At 66.9% G+C, this 21,369-nt stretch carries 15 protein-coding genes; 13 read left to right on the top strand and 2 right to left on the bottom strand.

What is annotated here, in order from left to right:
* Nucleotides 1–64 precede the first annotated feature (64 nt).
* Both ACE191_RS11520 and ACE191_RS11515 read left to right on the top strand, forming a co-directional pair.
* Entirely contained in the window at nt 65–1,126 is a 1,062-nt protein-coding gene (locus ACE191_RS11520) for a FecR family protein (protein ID WP_400192375.1), read from the top strand.
* Nucleotides 1,127–1,168: 42 nt separating this feature from the next.
* Nucleotides 1,169–3,223, top strand: coding sequence for a secretin and TonB N-terminal domain-containing protein (locus ACE191_RS11515; RefSeq protein ID WP_400192374.1), 2,055 nt, complete (start codon nt 1,169–1,171; stop codon nt 3,221–3,223).
* An 88-nt stretch (nt 3,224–3,311) separates the two neighbouring features.
* Here ACE191_RS11515 and ACE191_RS11510 read toward each other — a convergent pair whose 3' ends face one another.
* Complete coding sequence (locus ACE191_RS11510; RefSeq protein WP_400192373.1) at nt 3,312–4,805, bottom strand: alpha/beta hydrolase family protein; 1,494 nt, start codon at nt 4,803–4,805, stop codon at nt 3,312–3,314.
* 168 nt (nt 4,806–4,973) lie between these two features.
* Here ACE191_RS11510 and ACE191_RS11505 point away from each other — a divergent pair, with 168 nt between their 5' ends.
* Nucleotides 4,974–5,651 (top strand): SGNH/GDSL hydrolase family protein, encoded by a 678-nt coding sequence (locus ACE191_RS11505; RefSeq protein ID WP_400192372.1) that lies wholly within the window; start codon nt 4,974–4,976, stop codon nt 5,649–5,651.
* Between the two features lie 61 nt (nt 5,652–5,712).
* Here the strand turns inward: ACE191_RS11505 and ACE191_RS11500 are convergent, their stop codons facing one another.
* Complete coding sequence (locus ACE191_RS11500; protein ID WP_400192371.1) at nt 5,713–6,249, bottom strand: GNAT family N-acetyltransferase; 537 nt, start codon at nt 6,247–6,249, stop codon at nt 5,713–5,715.
* 222 nt (nt 6,250–6,471) lie between these two features.
* Here ACE191_RS11500 and uvrA point away from each other — a divergent pair, with 222 nt between their 5' ends.
* The 10 genes from uvrA (at nt 6,472) to prmA (ending at nt 21,364) form a co-directional block, all read left to right on the top strand.
* Nucleotides 6,472–9,366, top strand: coding sequence for an excinuclease ABC subunit UvrA (gene uvrA / locus ACE191_RS11495; RefSeq protein ID WP_400192370.1), 2,895 nt, complete (start codon nt 6,472–6,474; stop codon nt 9,364–9,366).
* A 226-nt stretch (nt 9,367–9,592) separates the two neighbouring features.
* Nucleotides 9,593–12,040 (top strand): T9SS type A sorting domain-containing protein, encoded by a 2,448-nt coding sequence (locus ACE191_RS11490; RefSeq protein WP_400192369.1) that lies wholly within the window; start codon nt 9,593–9,595, stop codon nt 12,038–12,040.
* Between the two features lie 199 nt (nt 12,041–12,239).
* Nucleotides 12,240–12,725: a hypothetical protein gene (locus ACE191_RS11485; RefSeq protein WP_400192368.1), complete on the top strand. Its 486-nt coding sequence runs from the start codon at nt 12,240–12,242 to the stop codon at nt 12,723–12,725.
* Nucleotides 12,726–12,769: 44 nt separating this feature from the next.
* On the top strand, nt 12,770–13,576 hold the full coding sequence (locus ACE191_RS11480; protein WP_400192367.1) for a hypothetical protein: 807 nt from the start codon (nt 12,770–12,772) through the stop codon (nt 13,574–13,576).
* Between the two features lie 88 nt (nt 13,577–13,664).
* The gene (locus ACE191_RS11475) at nt 13,665–15,473 is read left to right on the top strand and encodes a sensor histidine kinase (protein WP_400192366.1); all 1,809 of its coding nucleotides are present in this window, start codon (nt 13,665–13,667) and stop codon (nt 15,471–15,473) included.
* Entirely contained in the window at nt 15,470–16,225 is a 756-nt protein-coding gene (locus ACE191_RS11470) for a response regulator (protein WP_400192365.1), read from the top strand. Before ACE191_RS11475 ends, ACE191_RS11470 begins: the two co-directional genes overlap by 4 nt.
* Nucleotides 16,226–16,366: 141 nt before the next feature.
* Entirely contained in the window at nt 16,367–18,853 is a 2,487-nt protein-coding gene (locus tag ACE191_RS11465; protein WP_400192364.1) for a tail fiber domain-containing protein, read from the top strand.
* Between the two features lie 168 nt (nt 18,854–19,021).
* Nucleotides 19,022–19,786 (top strand): triose-phosphate isomerase, encoded by a 765-nt coding sequence (gene tpiA, locus ACE191_RS11460; protein ID WP_400192363.1) that lies wholly within the window; start codon nt 19,022–19,024, stop codon nt 19,784–19,786.
* A gap of 176 nt (nt 19,787–19,962) precedes the next feature.
* The gene (locus tag ACE191_RS11455) at nt 19,963–20,346 is read left to right on the top strand and encodes a DUF6150 family protein (protein WP_400192362.1); all 384 of its coding nucleotides are present in this window, start codon (nt 19,963–19,965) and stop codon (nt 20,344–20,346) included.
* Between the two features lie 178 nt (nt 20,347–20,524).
* The gene (gene prmA, locus ACE191_RS11450) at nt 20,525–21,364 is read left to right on the top strand and encodes a 50S ribosomal protein L11 methyltransferase (protein ID WP_400192361.1); all 840 of its coding nucleotides are present in this window, start codon (nt 20,525–20,527) and stop codon (nt 21,362–21,364) included.
* The last annotated feature ends 5 nt before the right edge of the window (nt 21,365–21,369 follow it).

The raw sequence follows: 21,369 nt of genomic DNA, 5'->3' as shown, positions 1-21,369 counted from the left end.
GCGCGAAGCTCCGCTTTGCGCTAGATCCGCCGGAATTCCGCAATTTGAAAGCCGATTCGTTGCCATGCTAGACTTCTACTCCGATACGGACGCCCCCTGGGAATTACTGGCCAAGCATTTGGCCGGGGAGGCCTCCGCGTCGGAGCAGCAGGCGCTGCACCGCTGGCTTACCAGCCAGCCCAGCCGCCTGCGCGTGCTCACCGACGCCACCCGGGCCTGGGAGCGGGGTGGGGCCGTGGAAGAAGTTTTCACCGAAGCCGACGTGGACCGGGCTTGGCAGCGCTTCAGCGCCCAGGCCGGCCTGAAGGCTACGCCGCCGCCGCTGACCGCGCCGGCCGCCGAGGCCAAGGTGGTGTCGATGTGGAGTTCCTCCCAACCCTGGCTGCGGGTAGCTGCCGCCGTGCTGCTGCTGCTGGGCGTGTGGGCCGTGGCCCGCACCTTCCTGCTGAGCCGCGGCGGGGCGCCCGTTACGGTGGCTGCCGGCCCCCAGCGTCAGCTGGCCACCCTGCCCGACGGCAGCCGCGTGTGGGTGAACCGCAACTCCACGCTCACCTACGCCGCCGACTTCAACCAGACCGACCGCGTGGTGCAGCTGCAGGGCGAGGCTTTCTTCGAGGTGCAGAAAGACCACGGACGCCCCTTTACGGTGCTGGCCGGCGACACCCGCACCCGCGTGCTGGGCACCTCCTTCAACGTGCGCGCCTACGCCGCCGAAGACTCGGTGGAAGTAGCCGTGGTCACCGGCCGCGTGGCCTTCAGCCCCGACCGCCACAAAGTCGCCGCCGCCGACTCGGTGCTGCTTACCCCCGGCCTGCGCGGCGTGATTCGCCGCAACGCCCCCGCCGTGGCCGTGCAGCGCCCCATTACCGACCCCAACTTCCGCGCCTGGCAGCACGACGAGCTGGTGTTCGACAACCAGCCCCTCGACCAGGTGGCCCAGGCGCTGTCGCGCTACTACGGCACACCGGTGGTGCTGAGCAAGCCCGAGCTGGCCCGCTGCCGCTTCACCGGCACCTTTGCCCAGGCCCAGCTGCCCCAGGTGCTGCGCGTGGTGAGCCTCTCGGCCAACCTGGCCGTGAGCCAGTCCTCGGCCGGCTATACCCTTGATGGAGCGGGCTGCCGGTAGCTCCTACTTTCGTCCTCTGCTTTTCCCGAACCCCTATCTGCTATGCGCAACCGCATATGCCTGGCCGCGGCCGTGCTCTGGGCACTGGCCGGCGACCCCGCCCGCACCCTGGCCCAAACCGGTTCCGTGATGGAGCGCCGGGTCACGGTCACCTTCAACCAGGCCCCGCTCGAATCGGTGCTGCGCACCCTGCGCAAGCAGTACGGCGTGCGCATCTCCTACAGCAACACGGCCCTGAACCTGCGCCAGCCCGTGACGCTCAGCGTGCAGAACCAGCCCCTGCGGCAGGTGCTCGACCAGCTGCTGCGCGACAAGAACATCGGCTACGAGCTGGTGGGCGACCAGGTGGTGCTGCACAACGCCCCCGCCAAGTCCCGTCCGGCCGCCCGCCCCGCCGACCCGGCGGGCGCCGGCACCACCACGACTACCGTGAGCAAAACGGTCCCCGGCGCCGCGCCGACCGGGGCATCTACCGGCGGCAGCCTGCCCCCGCGCACCGCGGCCACCGACGAGGTAAAGCCCACGCCGAATACTGGGGCTGCCCGCCCTGAGCCCGCTAAGCCTGCCCCGCAAGCCCCGGCCCCGAAGCCGGCCGGCACTTCGGGCAAGCCGGCGGGCAGCTCCAGCGCGGGGCCGCGCAGCACGGCCGGCGGCAGCAGCGCCAACGGCGGCAAGGCCAGCGCAAGCAAGCCGGCCGGCAGCAAAGTGGGCAGAAGCCAATCCGACAGCCGCCCAACCACGGCCGCAAAGGCCCCGGCCAAAGCGACGCGGGCTCCAGCCAGGACGCCAACGAAAGCGCCGGGCAAACCGCAGGGTTCCGGCAATACCGCGACCAGCCCGGCCCGCAACCAGTCCGCCCGGGCCCCTGAGCAGCCCACCGATGACCCGCAGGCCACAGCCTCGACCCAGCCGGCGGCCACTGCCACCCCGGCGCCCGCCGATTCGGCCGCGGCCGGGGGGCAGGCGCACGCTCAGCCGCTAGCGGCAGCGCAGGACTCGGCCGCGCGGGCCGGCGCGGAGCCGGAGCCGGCCGCTGAGGAGCCCGCGCGGCCTACCTACCGGCGCACGGCGCAGGTATCGTTTCTCGGCCCGCTGGGCTCCAACGGCCTGCGGAGCGGGCAGACGGTTAATAGCGTCTCGCTGAACGTGCTGGGCGGTTACTCGGCGGGCGTCGATGGGGTAGAGGCCGCGAGCTTGTTCAACGTAGCCCGCGACACGGTGAAGGGTCTTCAGATGGCCGGCTTGGTAAACGTGGTGGGCAAGCGCCTGCAGGGCTACCAGGGCGCCGGACTGGCCAACGTGCTGGGCGGCAGCGGCGAAGGCTGGCAGTCGGCGGGCTTGTTCAACGTGGCTACCCGACCCGTGGCGGGCGCTCAGACGGCCGGACTGTTCAACTACTCGGGTAATGCCAAACCCGGCGCGGCCGACAGCGACTTTCTGGTGCAGGCCGGGGGGCTGTTCAACGTGTCGCTGGGCGAGGTGCGCGGCGTGCAGGCGGCCGGGCTGTTCAACGTGGCCAGCCAGGTACGCGGGGTGCAGCTGGCCGGCCTTATCAACATCGCCGACTCGGTGCAGGGCGTGAGTCTGGCCCCGCTCAACTTCGTGCGCCACGGCTACCACCGCCTCGAGCTGAGCTACTCCGAGACTTGGCCGGTGCAGGCCAGCCTCAAGCTCGGCGGCTCGCCCTACTTCTACACCTTTTTCTCGGGCGCCTTCCAGCCGCCCGCGGGCAGCGAGGGCCGGCGCTGGGGCGTGGGCTATGGCCTGGGCGCCGAGTTCTTCAAGGCCCGCCGCTTCAGCCTAACCACCGACCTAATGGCCATGCAGGTAAACGAGGAGCAGAGCGGGCTGACCGAGGCCCTGAACCTGCACAACCAGCTGCGCCTGCTGGTAGGCTTCTCGCCCTTCCGAAAAGGCAGCCGCTTCCGCGTGGTGGCCGGGCCGGTGGTGAGTTTGCTTGTAACCGAGCGCTTCGACACCGAGCGGAACACCGTGGCTTCCAACCTGAGCGAGGGCCGCAGCCTTTGGCTCGACCAGGGCAACTCCCTTACCAAAGTGCTGGGCTGGGTGGGCTACTCCACGGGCATCCGCTTCTAGCCTCCGCTCAGGCGCCCAAGCAGCGCGGCCCGCCGGAACCAGGGTTCCGGCGGGCCGCGCCTTGTTAAGCCAATCGGCTGAAACCCGTTTAGCGGGCCGCGCTGGCCGGAGTGGTGCCGGCTTTTTCCTTGTCGGCGCCTTTGCCCTGGGCCGTGGTTTTGCTGGCGGACTGCGCCGCGGCCGGGGCGGCCAGGTAGCTGTGGCGGGCCACCCAGTCGTGAATCAGGGTGAGGGCCTTAGGGGCGAAGGTGGCCTGCTGGCGGCCGTCGACGATGGGCCACTGGTCGGGGTCGGACTGGAACCAGTGGTTGGTGCCGGCAATCTTGTGCACGGCCACCTTACGCTTGCCGGCCGGCTTCAGGCCCTTCTGCAGGGCGGGCACGTTCTGGTTGGCCGACACCAGCAAATCGGCGGTGCCGTTGAGCACCAGCACCGGGCATTTCACTTCCGCGAGTTTGTTCTTGGGGTCGAAGTCGATGAAATAGCGGTACCAGGGCGAGGTGAGCTGGGCGGCGCGGGCCTGCACCATGGTGAAGTCGATGTCGGCGTTGCTGATGCGCAGCATGGCGGCCACCTTGGCGCGGGCCAGCTCGTTGTTGGGCGTCTCGCGGATGACGGTGAGCATGCGGTCGTGAAACTTGAGCGCGCCCTCCACCTGGTTGGGGTTGGCCCCGATCATGCGCAGAATCTCCACCTGCTGGCGCTTCAGAATCTCGTGGCCCGGCAAACCGTAACCGGCCAGCGAAATAATGTAGTCGGGGGCATTCTTCTGGGCCGCGGCCAGCAGGGCTACGTTGGCGCCTTCGCCGTGACCGATCATGCCCACTTTGGTTTTGTCCACCTTGTAGTGGGCCCGCACAAAGCCCATAGCGGCCTGCGCGTCGCTCACCAGGTCGGCCGTGGTGGCATTCTGGTAGCTGCCGGTCGACTTGCCCACGCCGCGGTCGTCGTAGCGCAGCACGGCAATGCCGCGGCGGGTGAGGTAGTCGGCCAGAATGCCGAACATCTTGTAGTTGTCGACGGTGGCGTCGCGCTCCTGCGGACCCGAGTCGGACACCAGCACCACGGCCGGGAAGGGGCCTTTGCCGGCGGGCATGGTGAGCGTGCCGGTGAGGCGCACCTTGCTCACCTTGTTGGGCACCACCACTTCTTCTTCGCGGTAGGGCACCTTGGGCTTGAAGTTGGCCGCCGTGAGCTTACTGGTGCGGTTTTCCAGCACGATTTCGGTTTTCACGCCCGGCTGGTACCAGGTGCCGGTCAGGCGCTTGCGGTCGGCCGAGAGCTTGCCCACGAAGCGGCTGCCGGCCTCGGGAATGCGCAGCGTCACGTTGTCGCCCTTGCTTTCCACCTTCACCGGCATGCGGCTGATCTGCTGGCTGGGCACGTCGAGGGTGGCGTACAGCTCGCCATTGGTCAGCGGCACCACCGTGAGGGCCAGGTCCCAGGTGCCGCTGGGCACCCGGAACAACCCTTTCCAGTAGCCGCCCAGGGGCGAAGGAGTGGGGTCGGGCTTGGCTACGGCCAGACTGGTGCCGAGCACCGCCAGCCACAACCACAGCTGCGTACGTAAAAAAATCTTCATATAGTTACAAAAAGGCGTAATCAGCGGCTTCTGTCGGGCTGAAACTTCCCGAAGAATACCAAAATTACACAAACGAGGCGAGGCAGGCGGGGTTATCGGTGCCGAATCCCCGGGCGCAAGCCTGAGAGCCGCCGTTTGCGTTGATTTGCGCCGATAATTTTTTGCCTGATGCGCATTCTGCTTTCGTTGATCTTGCTGCTCGGCAGCCTGCTGCCGCTGAGCGGGGCCCTGCACGCCCAAACCACCCCCGAGCGCGCCCGGATCTGGGCCGGGGCCATGCGCGCCTTTGCCCGGCAAGACAGCCTGGCGCCCCCGCCCGCGGGTGGCAGCGTGTTTACCGGTAGCTCTTCCATCGTGGGCTGGCGCAGCCTCGCCACCGATTTTCCCGGCCGGCCCCTGCTCAACCGCGGCTTCGGCGGCTCACATTTTCCCGACGTCATCCAGCACTTCGAGCAGGTGGTGAAGCGCTACCGCCCGCGGCAGGTGGTGCTGTACGTGGGCGACAACGACTTGGGCGCGGGCCGCACGCCGGCGCAGGTTATCGAGTCGTACCGCACGTTTGCCCGGCGGCTGCGGCGCGAGCTGCCCGGCACCCGGCTGCTGTACCTGGCCATCAAGCCCAGCCCCTCGCGCTGGCACCTGCAGCCGCAGATGCGCGAAGTGAACCGGGCCATTCGCCGCTACTGCCGCTTCCGTCCGGGCCGGCGCTTCGCCGACGTGGCCGCGCCCATGCTCGGCCCAAGCGGCAAACCCCGCCCCGAACTGTACCAGGCCGACAGCCTGCACATGACTGCGGCCGGCTACGCGCTGTGGAAGCGGGTGGTGGGGCCGAAGCTGGTGAAATAGCCCGGTAATGAATGCTTGGGGACTGAGGCGAGTACAGTCGTCGGTCAGCCGCCAAACTGCGCTACCCCAGCCGGCCGTAATAAATCAGGTCGACCACTTCGCCCGCGGTGGTTTTGTAGTCGCAGCGGATGACGCCTTCCACGGCGAAGCCGGCTTTTTCGGCTACCCGCCGGGCAGCCGTGTTGCTCTCGTGGGTGCGCAGGAACAGCTTGCGGAGCTTGAATTCGGCGAAGCAGTAGGCGCAGAAAACCTGAAAAGCCCGGGTGGCCACGCCCTGGCCCGCGGCCGCGGCGTCCACATAGCAGCCCACTTCCGATTTAGGAATGCTCCAGTCGATGTTCTTAAGGTCGAGGAAGCCGATAAAGCGGCCGGTGGCTTCGTCCACGATGACATAGGGCAGGTAGGTTCGGGCTTGAACCCGCTCGGCAATGTCGGCTAGGAAGGCCTGGGTGTCGGCCAGGGTGCGGGTGCGCGACACGGTGCCGGTGAAGAACTGCTCCAAGCGGGGACGGTTGCGCTCCACCATCTCGAAGTAGGGGAGCAGGTCGTTTTCCGCGAGGGGACGGATGATGTAGTGGTCGAATCTCATTGCGGACATAACCAATTGTTGGCAACGGCTGAACTGTCAGCACAAGGTATTCAGCGGAAATGGAAGGAGGTTAGTACCGGTAGGGAACTGCTCGCCGGCTGCGGGGAATAGAAAAGGCAAAGTTGGCTTCGGGTTAGCCACCGGCCCGGTTCCCGTCGTACCTTCGGCAGTCCCATTCGCCAATGCCGTTAGCCGAAACCTTCGCGGCCGGATTGGGTGTTAGCACGTTCTATGGCCCAGGATAACCTGCAGGTAGCCGCCCCGGCTGCCGACCCGATTGACCAGCTCGACCCGCGCGAGTTCATCATCATCAAAAACGCGCGCGTCCACAACCTCAAGAACCTGAGCGTGGCCTTCCCGCGCAATCAGTTCATCGTCGTCACCGGCCTTTCCGGCTCGGGCAAATCCTCGCTGGCCTTCGACACGCTCTACGCCGAGGGCCAGCGCATGTACGTGGAAAGCCTGAGCAGCTACGCCCGCCAGTTTCTGGGGCGCATGGACAAGCCCGACGTGGACTACATCCGCGGTATTTCGCCCGCCATTGCCATCGAGCAGAAGGTGACGGTGCGCAACAACCGCTCGACGGTGGGCACCAGCACCGAGATATACGACTACCTCAAGCTGTTCTTTGCCCGCGTGGGCCGCACCTACTCGCCCATTTCGGGCCGCGAGGTGCGCAAGGATACCGTGAGCGACGTGGTGGACTACCTGTTTTCGCTGCCCGCCGACACCCGCGTGATGATTATCGCGCCGCTGATTCCGGCCGAGGAGGGCCGCCCGCTGCGCAAGGAGCTGGATTTGCTGCTGCAGAAAGGCTACTCCCGCGTGCTGATCGACGGCGAAATGGCCTTCATCGAGGATTTGCTGGCCGAGGGCAAGCCTGAGCCCCGGGGCGAGGTACAGATCATGATCGACCGGGCCGTAATGCAGCCCGACGACGAGGATCTGCAGTTCCGCCTCTCCGACTCGGTGCAAACCGCCTTCTTCGAGGGCCACGGCACTTGCGTGGTTGTGGTTTCTGGTTCTTGGTTATTGGTTGATGGTTCGGGTGAGCCAATAACCAATAACCAAGAACCAAAAACCGAAACCCGCACCTTTTCCGACCGCTTCGAGCTGGACGGGCTCAGCTTCGAGGAGCCTACGGTCAACTTCTTTTCCTTCAACAACCCCTACGGCGCCTGCCAGCGCTGCGAGGGCTACGGCTCGGTGTTGGGCATCGACCCCGATCTGGTAATTCCCGACAAGACACTGACGGTGTACGAAGGGGCCATTGCGCCCTGGCGCACCGAGAAGCAGAGCGAGTGGCTCAAGCCCCTGCTCAAAAACGGTATCCGCTTCGACTTTCCCATTCACCGGGCCTACAACGAGCTGAGCGAGGCCGAGCAGCGCCTGCTCTGGGAGGGCAACAAATACTTCGACGGGCTGAACGCCTACTTCGAGTGGGTGCAGACGCAGACCCACAAGATTCAGTACCGCGTGCTGCAAAGCCGCTACCGGGGCCGCACCGTGTGCCCCGACTGCCGGGGTACCCGCCTGCGCAAAGACGCCCAGTACGTGCGCGTGGCCGACAAGAACATTGCCGACTTGGTGCTGCTGCCCATTCGCGACGCCAAGGAGTTTTTCGAAAACCTGAGCCTCTCCGAGCACGACATGTCGGTATCGGAGCGCCTGGTGACGGAAATTCACAACCGCCTGAGTTACCTGGTGCGCGTGGGGTTGGGCTACCTCACCCTCAACCGCTTATCGAACACCCTCTCGGGCGGTGAGTCGCAGCGCATTCAGCTGGCTACCTCCCTGGGCTCGGCCCTGGTGGGCTCGATGTACGTGCTCGACGAGCCCAGCATCGGGCTGCACCCCAAGGACGCCGAGCAGCTCATCGGCGTGCTGCGCTCCTTGCAGCAGCTGGGCAACACCGTGGTGGTAGTGGAGCACGAGGAGAAAATGATGGAAGTGGCCGACCAGATCATCGACATCGGCCCCGAGGCCGGCTCGGGGGGGGGCAACCTGATGTTCCAGGGCACCTACCAGGAGCTGCTGCAAGACGACAAAACCTACACCGGCCAGTATTTGAGCGGCAAAATGGCCGTGCCCGTGCCCAAGGTGCGCCGGCCCTGGCGCAACGCCATCGAAGTGGTGGGGGCCCGCGAAAACAACCTGAAGAACCTCACGGTGAAGTTTCCGCTGGGCGTGATGACGGTGGTGACGGGCGTGTCGGGCTCGGGCAAGTCCACGCTCATCAAGCGCATTCTGTACCCGGCCCTGGCCCGGCAGCTGGGCGGTACCTCGTCGGAAAGCATCGGCAAGTTCGACAAGCTCGCCGGCGACCTGAGCCAGGTAGCCCACGTGGAGTTCGTCGACCAGAACCCCATCGGCAAGAGCAGCCGCTCGAACCCCGTCACCTACGTGAAGGCCTACGACGCCATCCGCACCCTGTTTGCCGAGCAGTCCCTGGCCAAGGCCCGCGGGCTGAAACCCTCGCACTTTTCCTTCAACATCGAGGGCGGCCGCTGCGAGGTGTGCCAGGGCGAGGGCCAGGTCAAGATCGAAATGCAGTTCATGGCCGACATCTTCCTGACCTGCGAGGCCTGCAACGGGCGCAAGTTCAAGCAGGACATCCTGGAAGTGAAGTACCAGGACAAGGGCATCGACGAGGTGCTGGAGCTGACGGTGGAGGACTCGCTGGACTTTTTTGCTGCTCATCCCAAGGTAGCCGAGCGCCTCAAGCCCCTCAACGACGTGGGTCTGGGCTACATCCGGCTCGGGCAGTCGGCCAATACGCTCTCGGGTGGCGAGGCCCAGCGCGTGAAGCTGGCTTCGTTCCTCACGAAAGGCGCCACGCTGCAGTCCGACAAGATTCTGTTCGTGTTCGACGAGCCCAGCACCGGCCTGCACTTCCACGACATCAACAAGCTGCTCACGGCCCTGAACGCGCTGGTGGAGCAGGGCAACTCGGTGCTCATCATCGAGCACAACATGGACATCGTCAAAGCCGCCGACTGGGTTATCGACCTCGGCCCCGAGGGCGGCCTCAACGGCGGGCACCTGCTGTTCGAGGGTACGCCCGAAGCCTTCGCCGAGCTTAAGACCACCAACGAAACGGCCCGCTTCCTGGCCGAAAAGCTCTGAGCGAAATAAGCGGCAGGCTTGCGCAAGCGGAGCGAAAGACATTTCGCTCCGCTTTTTTTTGCGGCTGCCCGGCCACTCGATTTGCGGGACTATAAAAAGAACGGCTTGTACCTAGAATTGGGGACAAGCATAACTGGCGTAGCTGGTTGCGGGCCATTTGCTTTGCGGCGCCGACGGGTGAGCGTGGTGCTCTACCCGGCCCGGGCATCCACCATACCCCTCCGTTATGCCATTTTCTCTACCCTTTAGCACCCGCCCCGGCCTGCGGGCTGGCGGCTGGCTGCTGACGCTGGGCCTGCTGGGCAGCAGCTACGCCCGGGCCCAGGCCCCGGCCAACGACCTCTGCGTTAACGCCATTGCCGTTGCCTGCGGTCAGAGCCTGACCGGCTCGAACGTCAACGCCACGGCTGCCGGCGACCCGGACTTTAACTGCGGCTTCAACTCCGTCGGCGGGCCGGGGGTGCTGTACGCCTTCACCGGCACCAACGAGGTGGCCACCGTCAGCCTCTGCGGCCCCGGTACCAACTTCGACACCAAGCTGCACGTGTTTAGCGGCAGCTGCGGCACCTTTACCTGCGTGGGCAGCAACGACGACGCCTGCGGGCTGGCCTCGGAAGTGAGCTTCTACGGAACCGTCGGCACCACCTACTACATCCTGGTCAGCGGCTACAACGGCGCCACCGGCGACTTCGACCTGAACGTGAGCTGCGCCCCGCCCGCCGACCGCGTCATCACCAGTGGGGAAGACCTGAGCGGGGTGTACCGCAACGTAACCATTGCCAGCGGCGGCGAGGCCGAGCTGCGCGGCCCGCTGCTGGTAACGGGCACGCTCACGGTGCAGAACGGCGGCGCGCTCAACACCAACTTCGACGTCGTTACCGGCAACGCCTTCGTGCTGCAGGCCGGCGGGCAGCTTTCCATCGGCTCGGAAGAGGGCATTGCGGCCAGCGGCGCCACCGGCGCGGTGCAAACCTCCACCCGCTCGTTCAGCGACGACGCCAGCTACCGCTACCGCATCAACGTGCCGGTGTTTTCCAGCAACTTCACCGCCCTGGCAGGCAGCGGCCTGCCCCCGCGGGTGCGCGAGCTGGCAGTGCTGATGCTGATCGACGGGCCAGCCTTCTCACCGCGCCTGCAGCTGAGCAACAACCTGAGCGTGGCCCGCAAGCTGAGTTTGCTCGGCAGCCTCGACCCCAACGGCCGCACCGTGACGCTGCTCTCCGACGCCACCGCCGGCACAGCCCTGGTCGAAAACGTGTACAGCCCGGCGTTCAGCGTGCTGGGCCCCGTTACGGTGCAGCGCGCCATCGACCCCGCCCTGAACGCCGGGGCTGGCTACCGCCACTTCTCCTCGCCGGTGCAGGGCAGCACGGTAAGTGACCTGACCACGGCCGGCTTCAGCCCGGTGGTGAACCCGGCCTACAACGCCTCGGCCACGCCCAACCTGGTGACGCCTTACCCCACCGTGTTCGGCTACGACGAAGGCCGCCTGGCTACCAGCCCGGCCGCCGGTTTGTCGGCCTTCGACAAGGGCTGGGTGTCGCCCGCCGCGCCCAGCAGCCCGCTGGAAATAGGGCGCGGCTACACCGTGAACATTCCCGCCAGCAGCAAGGTCGACTTCGTGGGTTTGCTCACCGAGGGCGACGTGCCGCTCACGCTCAGCCGCGGCGCCCAGGCCGAAGGCGGCTGGAACCTGATCGGTAACCCCTACCCGGCCCCGCTCGACTGGAGCCTGGTGAACGTGCCGGCGGGCCTCGACAATGCCCTGTACGCCTTCCAAAGCAACTCGCGCTACGGGGGCAGCTACCGCGCCTACGTCAATGGCATCGGCAACCCGGTGGTGGCCCTGGGCCAGGGCTTCTTCGTGCGCGTGAGCCAGCCCAACTCGGTGGTAAACCTCATGCTCACCGACGAGGCCCGCGTCACCGAGTTCAGCGCCCAGCCCACCCTGCGCCGCCGCGCCGAAACCCGCCCCCTGGTGCAGCTGACCCTGACCCGCGCCGGCTCCGCGCTGGCCGATGAAGCCCACGTGTACTTCGAAGCCGGCGCCACGGCCGGGGTCGACGCCACCCACGACGCGCGCAAAATCCAGCACAACTCCGGCGGAATGCCTTCCATCTGGTCGGCGGCCGCCGGCACCGAGCTGGCCATCAACGGCCTGCCCGAGCTGGGCCGCAGCGCCGTGGTGCCGCTGGGCGTGGCGCTGCCCCAGGCCGGCACTTACACCCTGGCCGCCGCGCAGCTGCTGAACCTGAGCCCGGCTACCGTATACCTGCACGACGCCCTCACCGGGCAGCTGGTCGACCTGCGCCAGCAAGCCAGCTACAGCTTCACCGTAACGGGTGCCGCCGTCGACCGCAGCCGCTTCTCGCTGCGCTTCGAGCCGTTGCGCCCCACGGCTACCCAGGCAGTGCTGAGCGCCGCCAGCGTGCAGGTGTTTCCAAACCCGGCCCGGCAATCCTTCACGCTGCAGCTGCCGGCCGTGCCCGGCGTCCAGCAAGTGCAGGCGGTGCTGCTGAACGCCCTCGGGCAGGTAGTGCGCCGGCAAACGGCCCCGCTGCCCGCCGCCGGGGCCCGCGTAGCCTGCGACGTGCAGGGCCTGCCGGCCGGCGTGTACGTGCTGCGCCTGCAGGCCGGCGCCGAGGAGCTGACGCGCCGCGTGGTGGTGGAGTAACCGTCAACCCTCCCGCCTCAATGTGCGCGGCCCCGCCTTCGTGGTGGGGCCGCGCTTTTTGTAGGAGCAAATGCTGCCTTGCGGGTGCCCGAGCGGGGCCGCACGGCCTCACCCTAATATGCTATTGGCGGGCTGCTGGGCTAAGGCGTGCTTTGCAGCTGACGGGTTCCCGGGCTACACAACCGGTGCCGTCCTTGCTATGTCGCCGATTTCTCTGGCGCTGGCCACGGTTCTGCTGCCGCTGGCCGAGCCCGCCCCGCTTCCCGACAGTTCCCGAACGCCGTCGCCGACCCGCTTGTGGGCGCCCCGCGTTGGGGTATCAACTCAGTCCCGCACCTTTTGGCAAATGGGCGCGAGCCGCCTGACGCTGAACGCCGCCGAGCCCGGCCACCTCAGTGCCCGGGGCCAATACCTTGTAGCCGATTTCCGGCCCACCAGCGGCTACGTGGTGCTGGGGCCGCGGGCGGGCACTTTCCTCACGTGGCGCTTTCTGGTCGCCGATGTCTCGGCCGCCTACTACACCGACCTGCACCGCGGCCAGTTCGTGCTGACGCCGGCGGCGGGGCTCACGGCCGGCGGCGTGTTCAACCTGCTCTACGGCTACAACCAGCGGGTAGGAGGGGCGCCGCTGGGGCCCGTCGGTGCGCACCAGCTGAGCTTCAGCTGGCACCTGCTGCCCATGTAGCCCTGCCGTCACAAAACATCGGGGTTTTTCGTTGTTGAAGGCCTATGTCGCAAGCCATTCCTTCTTCCGCTCCCGGTCTGGCCCGCGCCGCAGCCGGTTCTCCCGCCTGGCGCTGGGTCGCCGCCGCCGCCATCCTGGGCTGCATCCTGCTCAACTACTGGTGGAACGCCGCCCCCGCCAACGGGCAGAACATGGGTCAGGTATCGGCCCAGTACCCCACGCTGCTCACCCCGGCGGGCTGGGCCTTCAGCATCTGGGGCCTGATCTTTCTGTCGCTGGCCATCTACGCCGTGTGGCAACTGCTGCCTGCCCAGCGCCAAAGCCCGCTCCCCGATGCCGTGGCCGCGCCCCTGACGGTGGCCAGCGTGGCCGCGGCCCTGTGGGTGGTGGCCTTCAGCTACGAGCTCATTGCCGTGTGCACCGCCTTGATGCTGCTCACCCTGGGGGCCTTAATCCTGGGCTACGGCCGGGCCCGGCGGCTGGTGCGCGCCGGCGAGGCCCCCGGCCCGGCCAGCTGGCCGCTGTCGTTGTTTCTGGGCTGGATTTCGGTGGCTACTACCATTAACCTCACCCTGGCCCTGCGCGAGCTGGGCTGGGACGTACCCCTGAACGTGGGCCTACTGCTGAGCGTGGCCCTGCTGGCCGTGGTGGTGGCGCTGGGTTTGCTGCTGGGCTACGGCTTCCGCGACGGGCTTTACCCGCTGGTGCTGGCTTGGGCGCTGCTGGGCATTGGTCTGGCGCGCCGCGCCGACCTGCCCGAGCTGGGCTGGCTGGCCCTGGCCGGGGCGGCTTTGCTGGCCGTGGTGGCGGCTTCGTTGCTGCTGCGCCGCTCGCGCCGCGTTCGGCCGTAAAGGCGCCGCCCGAAGCCGTGCAAACCAGGGCCGCAGCGCGTAGATTTGTCGAATGCGCGCCTCGTCGATTTCCCGGCTGCTGGTTTTGTTGACTTGCCTGCTCCTGCTGGAGCGGCCCCCGGCCCGTGCCCAGTCCGACGCCCGCTTTATCGATAGCCTGCGCCACCGCCTGGCCACGGCCCCGGCCGATACCAACCGCGTGCAGCTGCTCGACGAACTGTGCTGGCAGCTCAACAAAACCGACTTGGCGCAGGCCCGGGCCTACGGCGAGCAGGGTCTGCGCCTGGCCCGCCGGCTGGGCGACCGGCGCGGCGAGCTGCGCTGCCTCAACGACCTGGGCACCTGCTGCTTTTACGCCGGCGACTACCCCGCGGGCCTGAGCTACTACCTGGCCGCCGGGCGACTGGCCCGGGAGCTGGGCAACCGCCGCATCGAGAGCTTTGCCTACAACGGCGTGGCCAACATTCACTGCGAGCGGGGCGAGCTGGCGGCCGCGCAGCCCAATTACGAAACGGCGCTGCGCCTGGCGGCCTCGCCCACCGACCAGGCCCTGTTTGCCAGCAACCTGGGCAACATGCTCATTCGCCGCCGGCAGTTTGCCGCGGCCGAGCGCTACACCCGGCAGGCGCTGACCCTGTACCAGCAGCTGCGCGACCAGCCCAGTGAGTCGCGCTGCTACTTCAACCTGGCCCTGGCCCGCTTCGACCAGGGCCAGTGGCGGGCGGCCCGGCCCTGGCTGCTGGCGGCGCTGCGCATCGACCGGGGCCTGCGCAGCAACTGCGACGTGGCCCGCGACCTGAACATGCTGGGCAGCGTGCTGGCGGAGCTGGGCCAGCGCCCGGCCGCCCTCGACACCCTGCGCCAGGCCCTGCGCTACGCCCGCCGCTGCGGCGACCTGCCCCAGGTGGTGGATTCCTACGACGCCCTGGCGCAGGTAACCGAACGCCTGGGCCGCTACGACCAGGCCCTGGCCTGGCAGCGCCGCTACCAGGCCGCCCACGACAGCATCGTGAGCACCGAAAAGGAAGAGGCCATTGCCGAGCTGCAAACCCGCTACCGCAGCGCCGAGCAGCAGGCGCGCATCGCCCGCCTGCACGAGCGCAACGCCGCCATTAGCCAGCAGGCCCGGCAGCAGGGCTGGCTGCTGGCGGGCAGCGCCCTGCTGCTGACCTTGCTGGCCGTGGTGGCCGGGCTGCTCTACAACCGCAACCGGCTGAAAAGCCAGGCCGTGCTGGCCCTGCACCAGCGCAACGAGGAAAGCCGCCGCCGCGAGCAGGACAAGGAAACGCTGCTGCGCGAAATGCACCACCGCGTCAAAAACAACCTGCAGGTGGTCAGCTCCCTGCTGAGCCTTCAGGGCCGGCAGCTGACCGACGACGGGGCCCGCGCCGCCATTACCGAGTCGCGCAGCCGCGTCGACGCCATGGCCCTGCTGCACCAGAAGCTCTACCAGCACGAGGAGCTGCGCCAGATTGCCCTGGCCGATTACGTGCCCCTGCTGGTGAACTCGGTGCTCAGCACCTACGGCCTGCCCGTCACCGTGGCCACGCTGGCCGTCGACGAGCTGGCCGTGGACGTGGAGGTGGCCCTGCCGCTGGGCTTGCTGCTCAACGAGCTGCTCACCAACGCCTGCAAGTACGCCCTGGCCGACCATCCCGACCCTCGCCTGACGGTGCAGCTGCGCCGCGACAACGTGCATACGCTGTGCCTGCGGGTGAGCGACAACGGCCCGGGCCTGCTGGCCGATGCCGGCAGCGCGGGCACTTCATTTGGGCGCCGCCTGATTGGCCTGCTGGCCCAGCAGCTCGACGGGGAGCTGGCCTGGTTGCCCGGCCCCGGCACCACGGCCGAGGTGCGCGTGCCCCTGCTTTCCGCTCCCGTAACGACGTCCGCATGACCGCCCAGCCGCTGCGCATTCTGATTGTAGAAGACGAGCTGCTGGTGGCGGCCGACCTGCAGGAAGCCCTGGAACGGGCTGGCTACGAGGTGCCCCTGACCGTGCGCAGCGGTGAAATGGCCCTGCAGGTGCTGGCTTCGGTGGCCCCCGACGTGGTGCTGCTCGACATCAACCTGAAAGGCGCGCTGACGGGCATCGACACCGCCGCCCGCATCCGGGCCGAGCGGCCGCTGCCCTTCATCTTCCTGACTGGCCTGGCCGACCGCGCCACCCTCGACCGCGCCCTGGCCGAACACCCGGCGGCCTACCTCGTCAAGCCCTTCGTGGAGCGCGACCTGACCATTGCCATCGACCTGGCCGTGCGCAACTTCGGGCAGAGCAGCCCCGCACAGCTCGCCGCGCCGCCCCGGTCCGAACCTGCGGCCACGGCCGAGCCGCAGCTCACGGCCGACAGCGTATTCGTGCGCTACCAGGGGCGGCACGTGCGCGTGGCCTACCAGGACATCCTGTTCATCGAGGCGCAGGGCAACTACTGCCGACTGGTAACCACCGGCGGCGAGTACCTGCTTACTACGCTGCTGGGTCAGCTGCTGCCGCGGCTGCCCACGCTGCTGCGCGTGCACCGCTCCTTTGCCCTGAACGTGCGCCACGTGGCGGCCTTCGACGAACTGCGGGCCGTGGTGGGCCGCCACGAAGTGCCTATTGGCAGCGCCTACCGCAGCCAGCTGCTGCGCCACCTGCCCACGCTGTAGCGCGGACCGCATTGGGCAGGCGGCAACGGCGGCCACGAAAAATCCGGGGGCGTTCATCAGGCTTTTGCGGGCACTCATCCAGAAGATTTCCGCCCGCGCAAGTGGCCGGGTTGCTTTGGCGGTCCATTCTTCGGCTCCGCCATGCCCCACCGCTACGAAAACACTGCTTCGACACTTCGCCCCCGGCTGGCCGGCCTGGGCCTTTTACTGCTGACGCCGCTGGCTGCGCTGGCTCAAACCGGTGCGGTAGGGGTAGGCACCACCACGCCCGACGCCTCGGCCATTCTCGACGTGCGCAGTACAAGCAAAGGGCTGCTGGCCCCGCGCATGACGCAGGCCCAGCGCAATGCTATTCCGAACCCCGCCACCGGCCTGCTCATCTACCAGACCAATAACACGCCTGGTCTGTACCAGTTTAACGGCACGGCCTGGGTTGCGGTGAGTGGGCCGGGAGCGGATAATCTGGGAAACCATACGGCCACGCAGAACCTGAACCTGGCCGACAAGCTGCTGGTGGGAAACGGCGGCAGCAGCGGGTTGGGCATCAGCAATGCGGGCAACGTGGGGCTGGGCGCGGGCACGGCCAATACCCGCCTGAGCATTTCACCTAGCACCACCGAGCCTAAAATCACGCTCTACGACAGCGGCAGCAGCACTGCCCACTACGGCCTGGGCATCACCGCCAATCAGTTTAACTACCACGTGTCGGGGACCAGCGCCAGCCACGTGTTTTACGCCGGGGGAAAAAACGGGGCGGCGGCCGGCGTTACCGAGCTGCTGCGCATTGGCGGCAACGGGCGGGTGGGCGTCGGGCTGAGTAGCCCCTCGGCCAAGCTGCACGTGAGCGGCGACCTGCGCCTGCAAAACGGGGCAGCGGTCAACGAATTCAGCACCGACGGCACGCTGGCCGGCAACGCCGACGCGGCCGTGCCCACGGAAAAAGCCGTCAAAACCTACGTTGACGCTAAAGTGGGCGCCGTGCCCGGCCCCGACAACCTGGGTAACCACACCGCGACCCAGCCCATCGGCTACACCACCAACGACGCCGACAAGCTGTACTTCACGCAGGCCGCCGGAGCCAACGGCCCAAAGCTGGCTCACGGCGCGGGCTGGACGCTGGACTACTACGCCGGGCAGAACACGGCCAACAACGGCGCGCACCGCTTCCTCACCGGCTCCACCAGCGGCTGGCAGGAACGCCTGCGGATTGTGCAAGGGGGCAACGTGGGCATCGGGCTGACCAACCCCAGCGCCCGGCTGCACGTGGCCGGCGCGGTAAAGATTGACGCGGGCAACCCTCTGGAGCTGGGGGCTGGCGTGAGCGGCAAGCAGGCCGACGCGGGCAAAATCGGTTACCAGACTTTCACGGCCGATGCCCTCGACATTGTGGGGGCGGGCACCAACGGCACCAACCGCAAGGTGAAAATCTGGGCGGAAGGCGGCCTGACCGTAGCCGGGCTCAACGGCACTGGTACCCGCACCGTGGTGGCCGATGCCACCGGCAGGCTGTCCACGGTACCCCAGGTAGCCGGCACCAGCGCCTCCAATGGCCTGACGATGAGCGGGGGCGACATCCGGCTCGGTGGCTCGCTAAGCCAGCCCACTATCATCAACCAAGGCGTGCAGTCCGTTCACTTTCAGCAGAGTGTAGCGGCCAGTGCCGGCACAGTCGATCAGGCCCACTGGCCCAACGTCCCGACAGCGCAAACGCAGCATAATGCTGACGTGGCCTGGCAAAGCTTTACCGCGGGAAGTACCGGCTTGCTCACCCGCATCGATATCCGAGCGGCAGCGGCTGTTAAAGATGAAATTCAGGTGACCATGCGACTGCGCAGCGGTCAGGGACTCAGCGGGCCGGTTTTGGCCTCGCAGACGTTCACCGTAACCGATAACTGCTGCCCCATTTTAAACCCGACTGCCCCTCAGGTTTGCGTTTTCAGCGCCCCGGCCGGCGTAACGGCCGGGCAGGTTTACACCTGGACGCTGGAGTCTGCCGACCTCTTCAACATATTCTTCACCGAGAACAACGGCTACCCGGCGGGCATCTACAGCAAGGGGACAATTTTCAATGCGAACTGGGATGCGCAGTTCAATACTTACGTGGCGCCAGTCGCGGCCCAGCTGGCCAGCTTGCTGTTTCTGGGTGGGGGCAAAGTAGGCGTGGGTACCGACTCGCCGCAGGCTACTCTGGACGTGAATGGCACCATCCGGCACATGGGCATCTCGCAGGGCTCGGATATTCGCTTCAAGCAGAACGTGCGTACCCTGGCCAGCGCCCTCGATGCCGTGCAGCGCCTGCGGGGCGTGGAGTACGACTGGCGACGGGCGGAGTTTCCGCGGCTGCAGCTGCCCGCCGGCCGGCAGGTGGGCCTCATTGCCCAGGAAGTGGAGCAGGTGTTTCCCGACCTGGTCAGCACCGGTCCCGACGGCTATAAATCGGTGGACTACTCGCGCCTGACGCCGGTGCTGATTGAGGCGCTGAAGGAACAGCAGCGGCAAATCGAGCAGCTGCAGCAGCAAAACGCCGCCGGCCAGCAGCGCGAAGCCGCCACCGCCCAGGCCGTCGACGCGCTCAGTGCCCGCCTCAAAGCCTTGGAAAACCTGGTAGGCGTGAAAGCCGCCCGATAAACCCGTGAGCGGTCCGGGCAGCGGTCCGGCCTTTGGAGCAGCTTGTGCTCAATCGACACGTCCGGCCGGCGGGCGGCCCGCGCGGGGCCGCCCCCCGGCGCTGGTTTCGGGCGGTGCCGGGCAATTGCGTTTCTTTGCAGCCCTACTTTTCCCCAACCTTTCCCTCTTATGCGCAAGAACATCGTCGCCGGCAACTGGAAGATGAACATGACCCTCCAGGACGCGCAGGCCCTGGTTTCGGAAATCGTGAACATGGTGGCCGACGAGGCCGCCGGCTCGCCGGCCGAGGTGGTGATTTGCCCGCCCTACCCGCTGCTGCCCGTGGTGGACCGGCTGCTGCCCGAGGGCGGCCGCCTGCACCTGGGCGCGCAGAACTGCCACCAGAAGGAAAGCGGCGCCTTCACCGGCGAGGTGTCGGCCAAGCTGCTGGCTTCCATCGGCGCCGAGTACGTGATTCTGGGCCACTCCGAGCGCCGCCAGTACTTCGGCGAGGACGACGAGCTGCTGAGTCAGAAGCTGAAAGCTGCCCTGGCTGCCGGCCTCAAGCCCATCTTCTGCGTGGGCGAGTCGCTGGACACGCGCGAGTCGGGCGACACCTTTACGTTCATAGAGGGCCAGCTGAAAAACGGCCTGTTCCACCTCTCCAACGAAGAGTTTGCGCAGGTAGTGGTAGCCTACGAGCCCATCTGGGCCATCGGCACCGGAAAAACCGCCACCAGCGCGCAGGCCCAGGAGGTACACGCCTTCATCCGCGAGCAGATTGCCCGTGCCTACGACGCCGAAGCGGCCCTGAATACCACCATCCTCTACGGCGGCTCGGCCAACGCCCAGAACGCCCGCGAGCTGTTCGGCCAGCCCGACGTGGACGGCGGCCTGATCGGCGGCGCCTCGCTCAAGTCGCGCGACTTCACCGAGATTATTAAGTCGTTCTAGCTAGTTTTGGCCGCCGGCTTCGGGGGCTGATTTTAGAGTAAGCACATTTACTAAATGGCAGAATTTGCTTTTTGGTAAATGTGCTTACTTAATTAGGCGCCCCATCAACCGGCCCGCCGAGCGAACCAACGCCGCTGGCACGGTGTGTGCACCCCAAGGGCTTTCCGACTTTGCTTATGCTTGTTTCTGCGCTGCTCGCCGCCGGCCTCAGCTGGCTTCAGCCGGCCCCGGCGGCTCCCTTTGCGCCGCCGGTGGCGGTGGCCGCTGCCGGCTTTGCCGACCCCTGCAAGCTCTACGGCAGCGTGTACCTCGAGCGCGACCCGCGCCGCCGCGGGCTGTGCACGGCCACGGTGTACGTGGAGCAGCAGGAGGCCTTTGCCAGCCTGGTGGTGTACCAGGAAGCCAACAAGCTGTTTGCCGACAAGCCCGGCCTGTGGTACCAGACCGAAGCCCGCGACTTTGCCGACTTCACTGTGTTCGTGACCGACAACCGCGCCCTGGCCGATTTCGGCATCTTCTATACCAAAGTCCGCTCGTTTGCCGGCTGCCGCGAGCAGTAGCGGGCACTTTCCGGCGCTTCAACCAGTTACCGCCCCGGCCAGCCGCCGGGGCGGCTTTGCCTTATGGGGCAACCCGCCGATTTTCCGCCGCATCTTTGCAGTGCCAAAGGCGCGGTCTTTGCGGGCCGCCCCGGTTGCCTTCGGCTTCTTCCCACTCTTCCCCGACTTTTTCTTCCGCATGGATTTCATTGAACTGCGCGTAACGGCCCCGGCCGACTTGTCCGACATCCTTATTGCCGAACTCGGCCAGCTCAGCTTCGACACCTTCGAGGAAAACGAGCAGGGATTCTGCGCCTACACCACCGAGGACGCCTTCGACAAGGAAGCCACCCAGGCCATCATCGACAAGTACGCCGCCTGGCCCGAAGGCATGCCCGTGGCCGAAAGCCGGGTGATTACGCGCCAGAACTGGAACACGGAGTGGGAAAAGAACTTCGAGCCCCTGGTCATCGGCGACCAGGTGTCGGTGCGGGCGCCCTTCCACCCCGAGCGGCCCGACCTGCCCTACGACATCGTGATTATGCCGCGCATGTCCTTCGGCACCGGCCACCACAACACCACGGCGCTGATGATTGAAAACCAGCTGACCGTGGACCACCAGGGCAAGCGCGTGCTCGATATGGGCTGCGGCACCGGCATTCTGGCCATCATGGCCGTGCACCTGGGCGCCGAGTACGTGCTGGCGGTGGACGTGGAGCCCTGGACGGCCGAAAACGCGGCCGACAACGCCCTGGAAAACGGCGTGCAGGACAAAGTGGAAGCCCGCCTCGGCGACATCTCGGCCCTGGCCGGGGAGGAGCCCTTCGATTTGATTTTAGCCAACATCAACCGCAACGTGCTGCTCGACGACATGGGCGCCTATAACCAGTACCTGAAGCCGGGCGGCCCCATCCTGTTTTCGGGCTTCTACGAAGAAGACCTGCACCTGATCCGGGAAGCGGCTGAGGCTCATGGCTTCCGCTACGAGTCTATGCGCACCCGCAATCATTGGGTGTCGGCAATTTTCACGAAATTGTAAGCGCC

Source organism: Hymenobacter sp. B81, assembly GCF_044628455.1.
Classification (GTDB): domain Bacteria; phylum Bacteroidota; class Bacteroidia; order Cytophagales; family Hymenobacteraceae; genus Solirubrum.
This window is presented reverse-complemented; position numbering and strand designations above follow the sequence as displayed.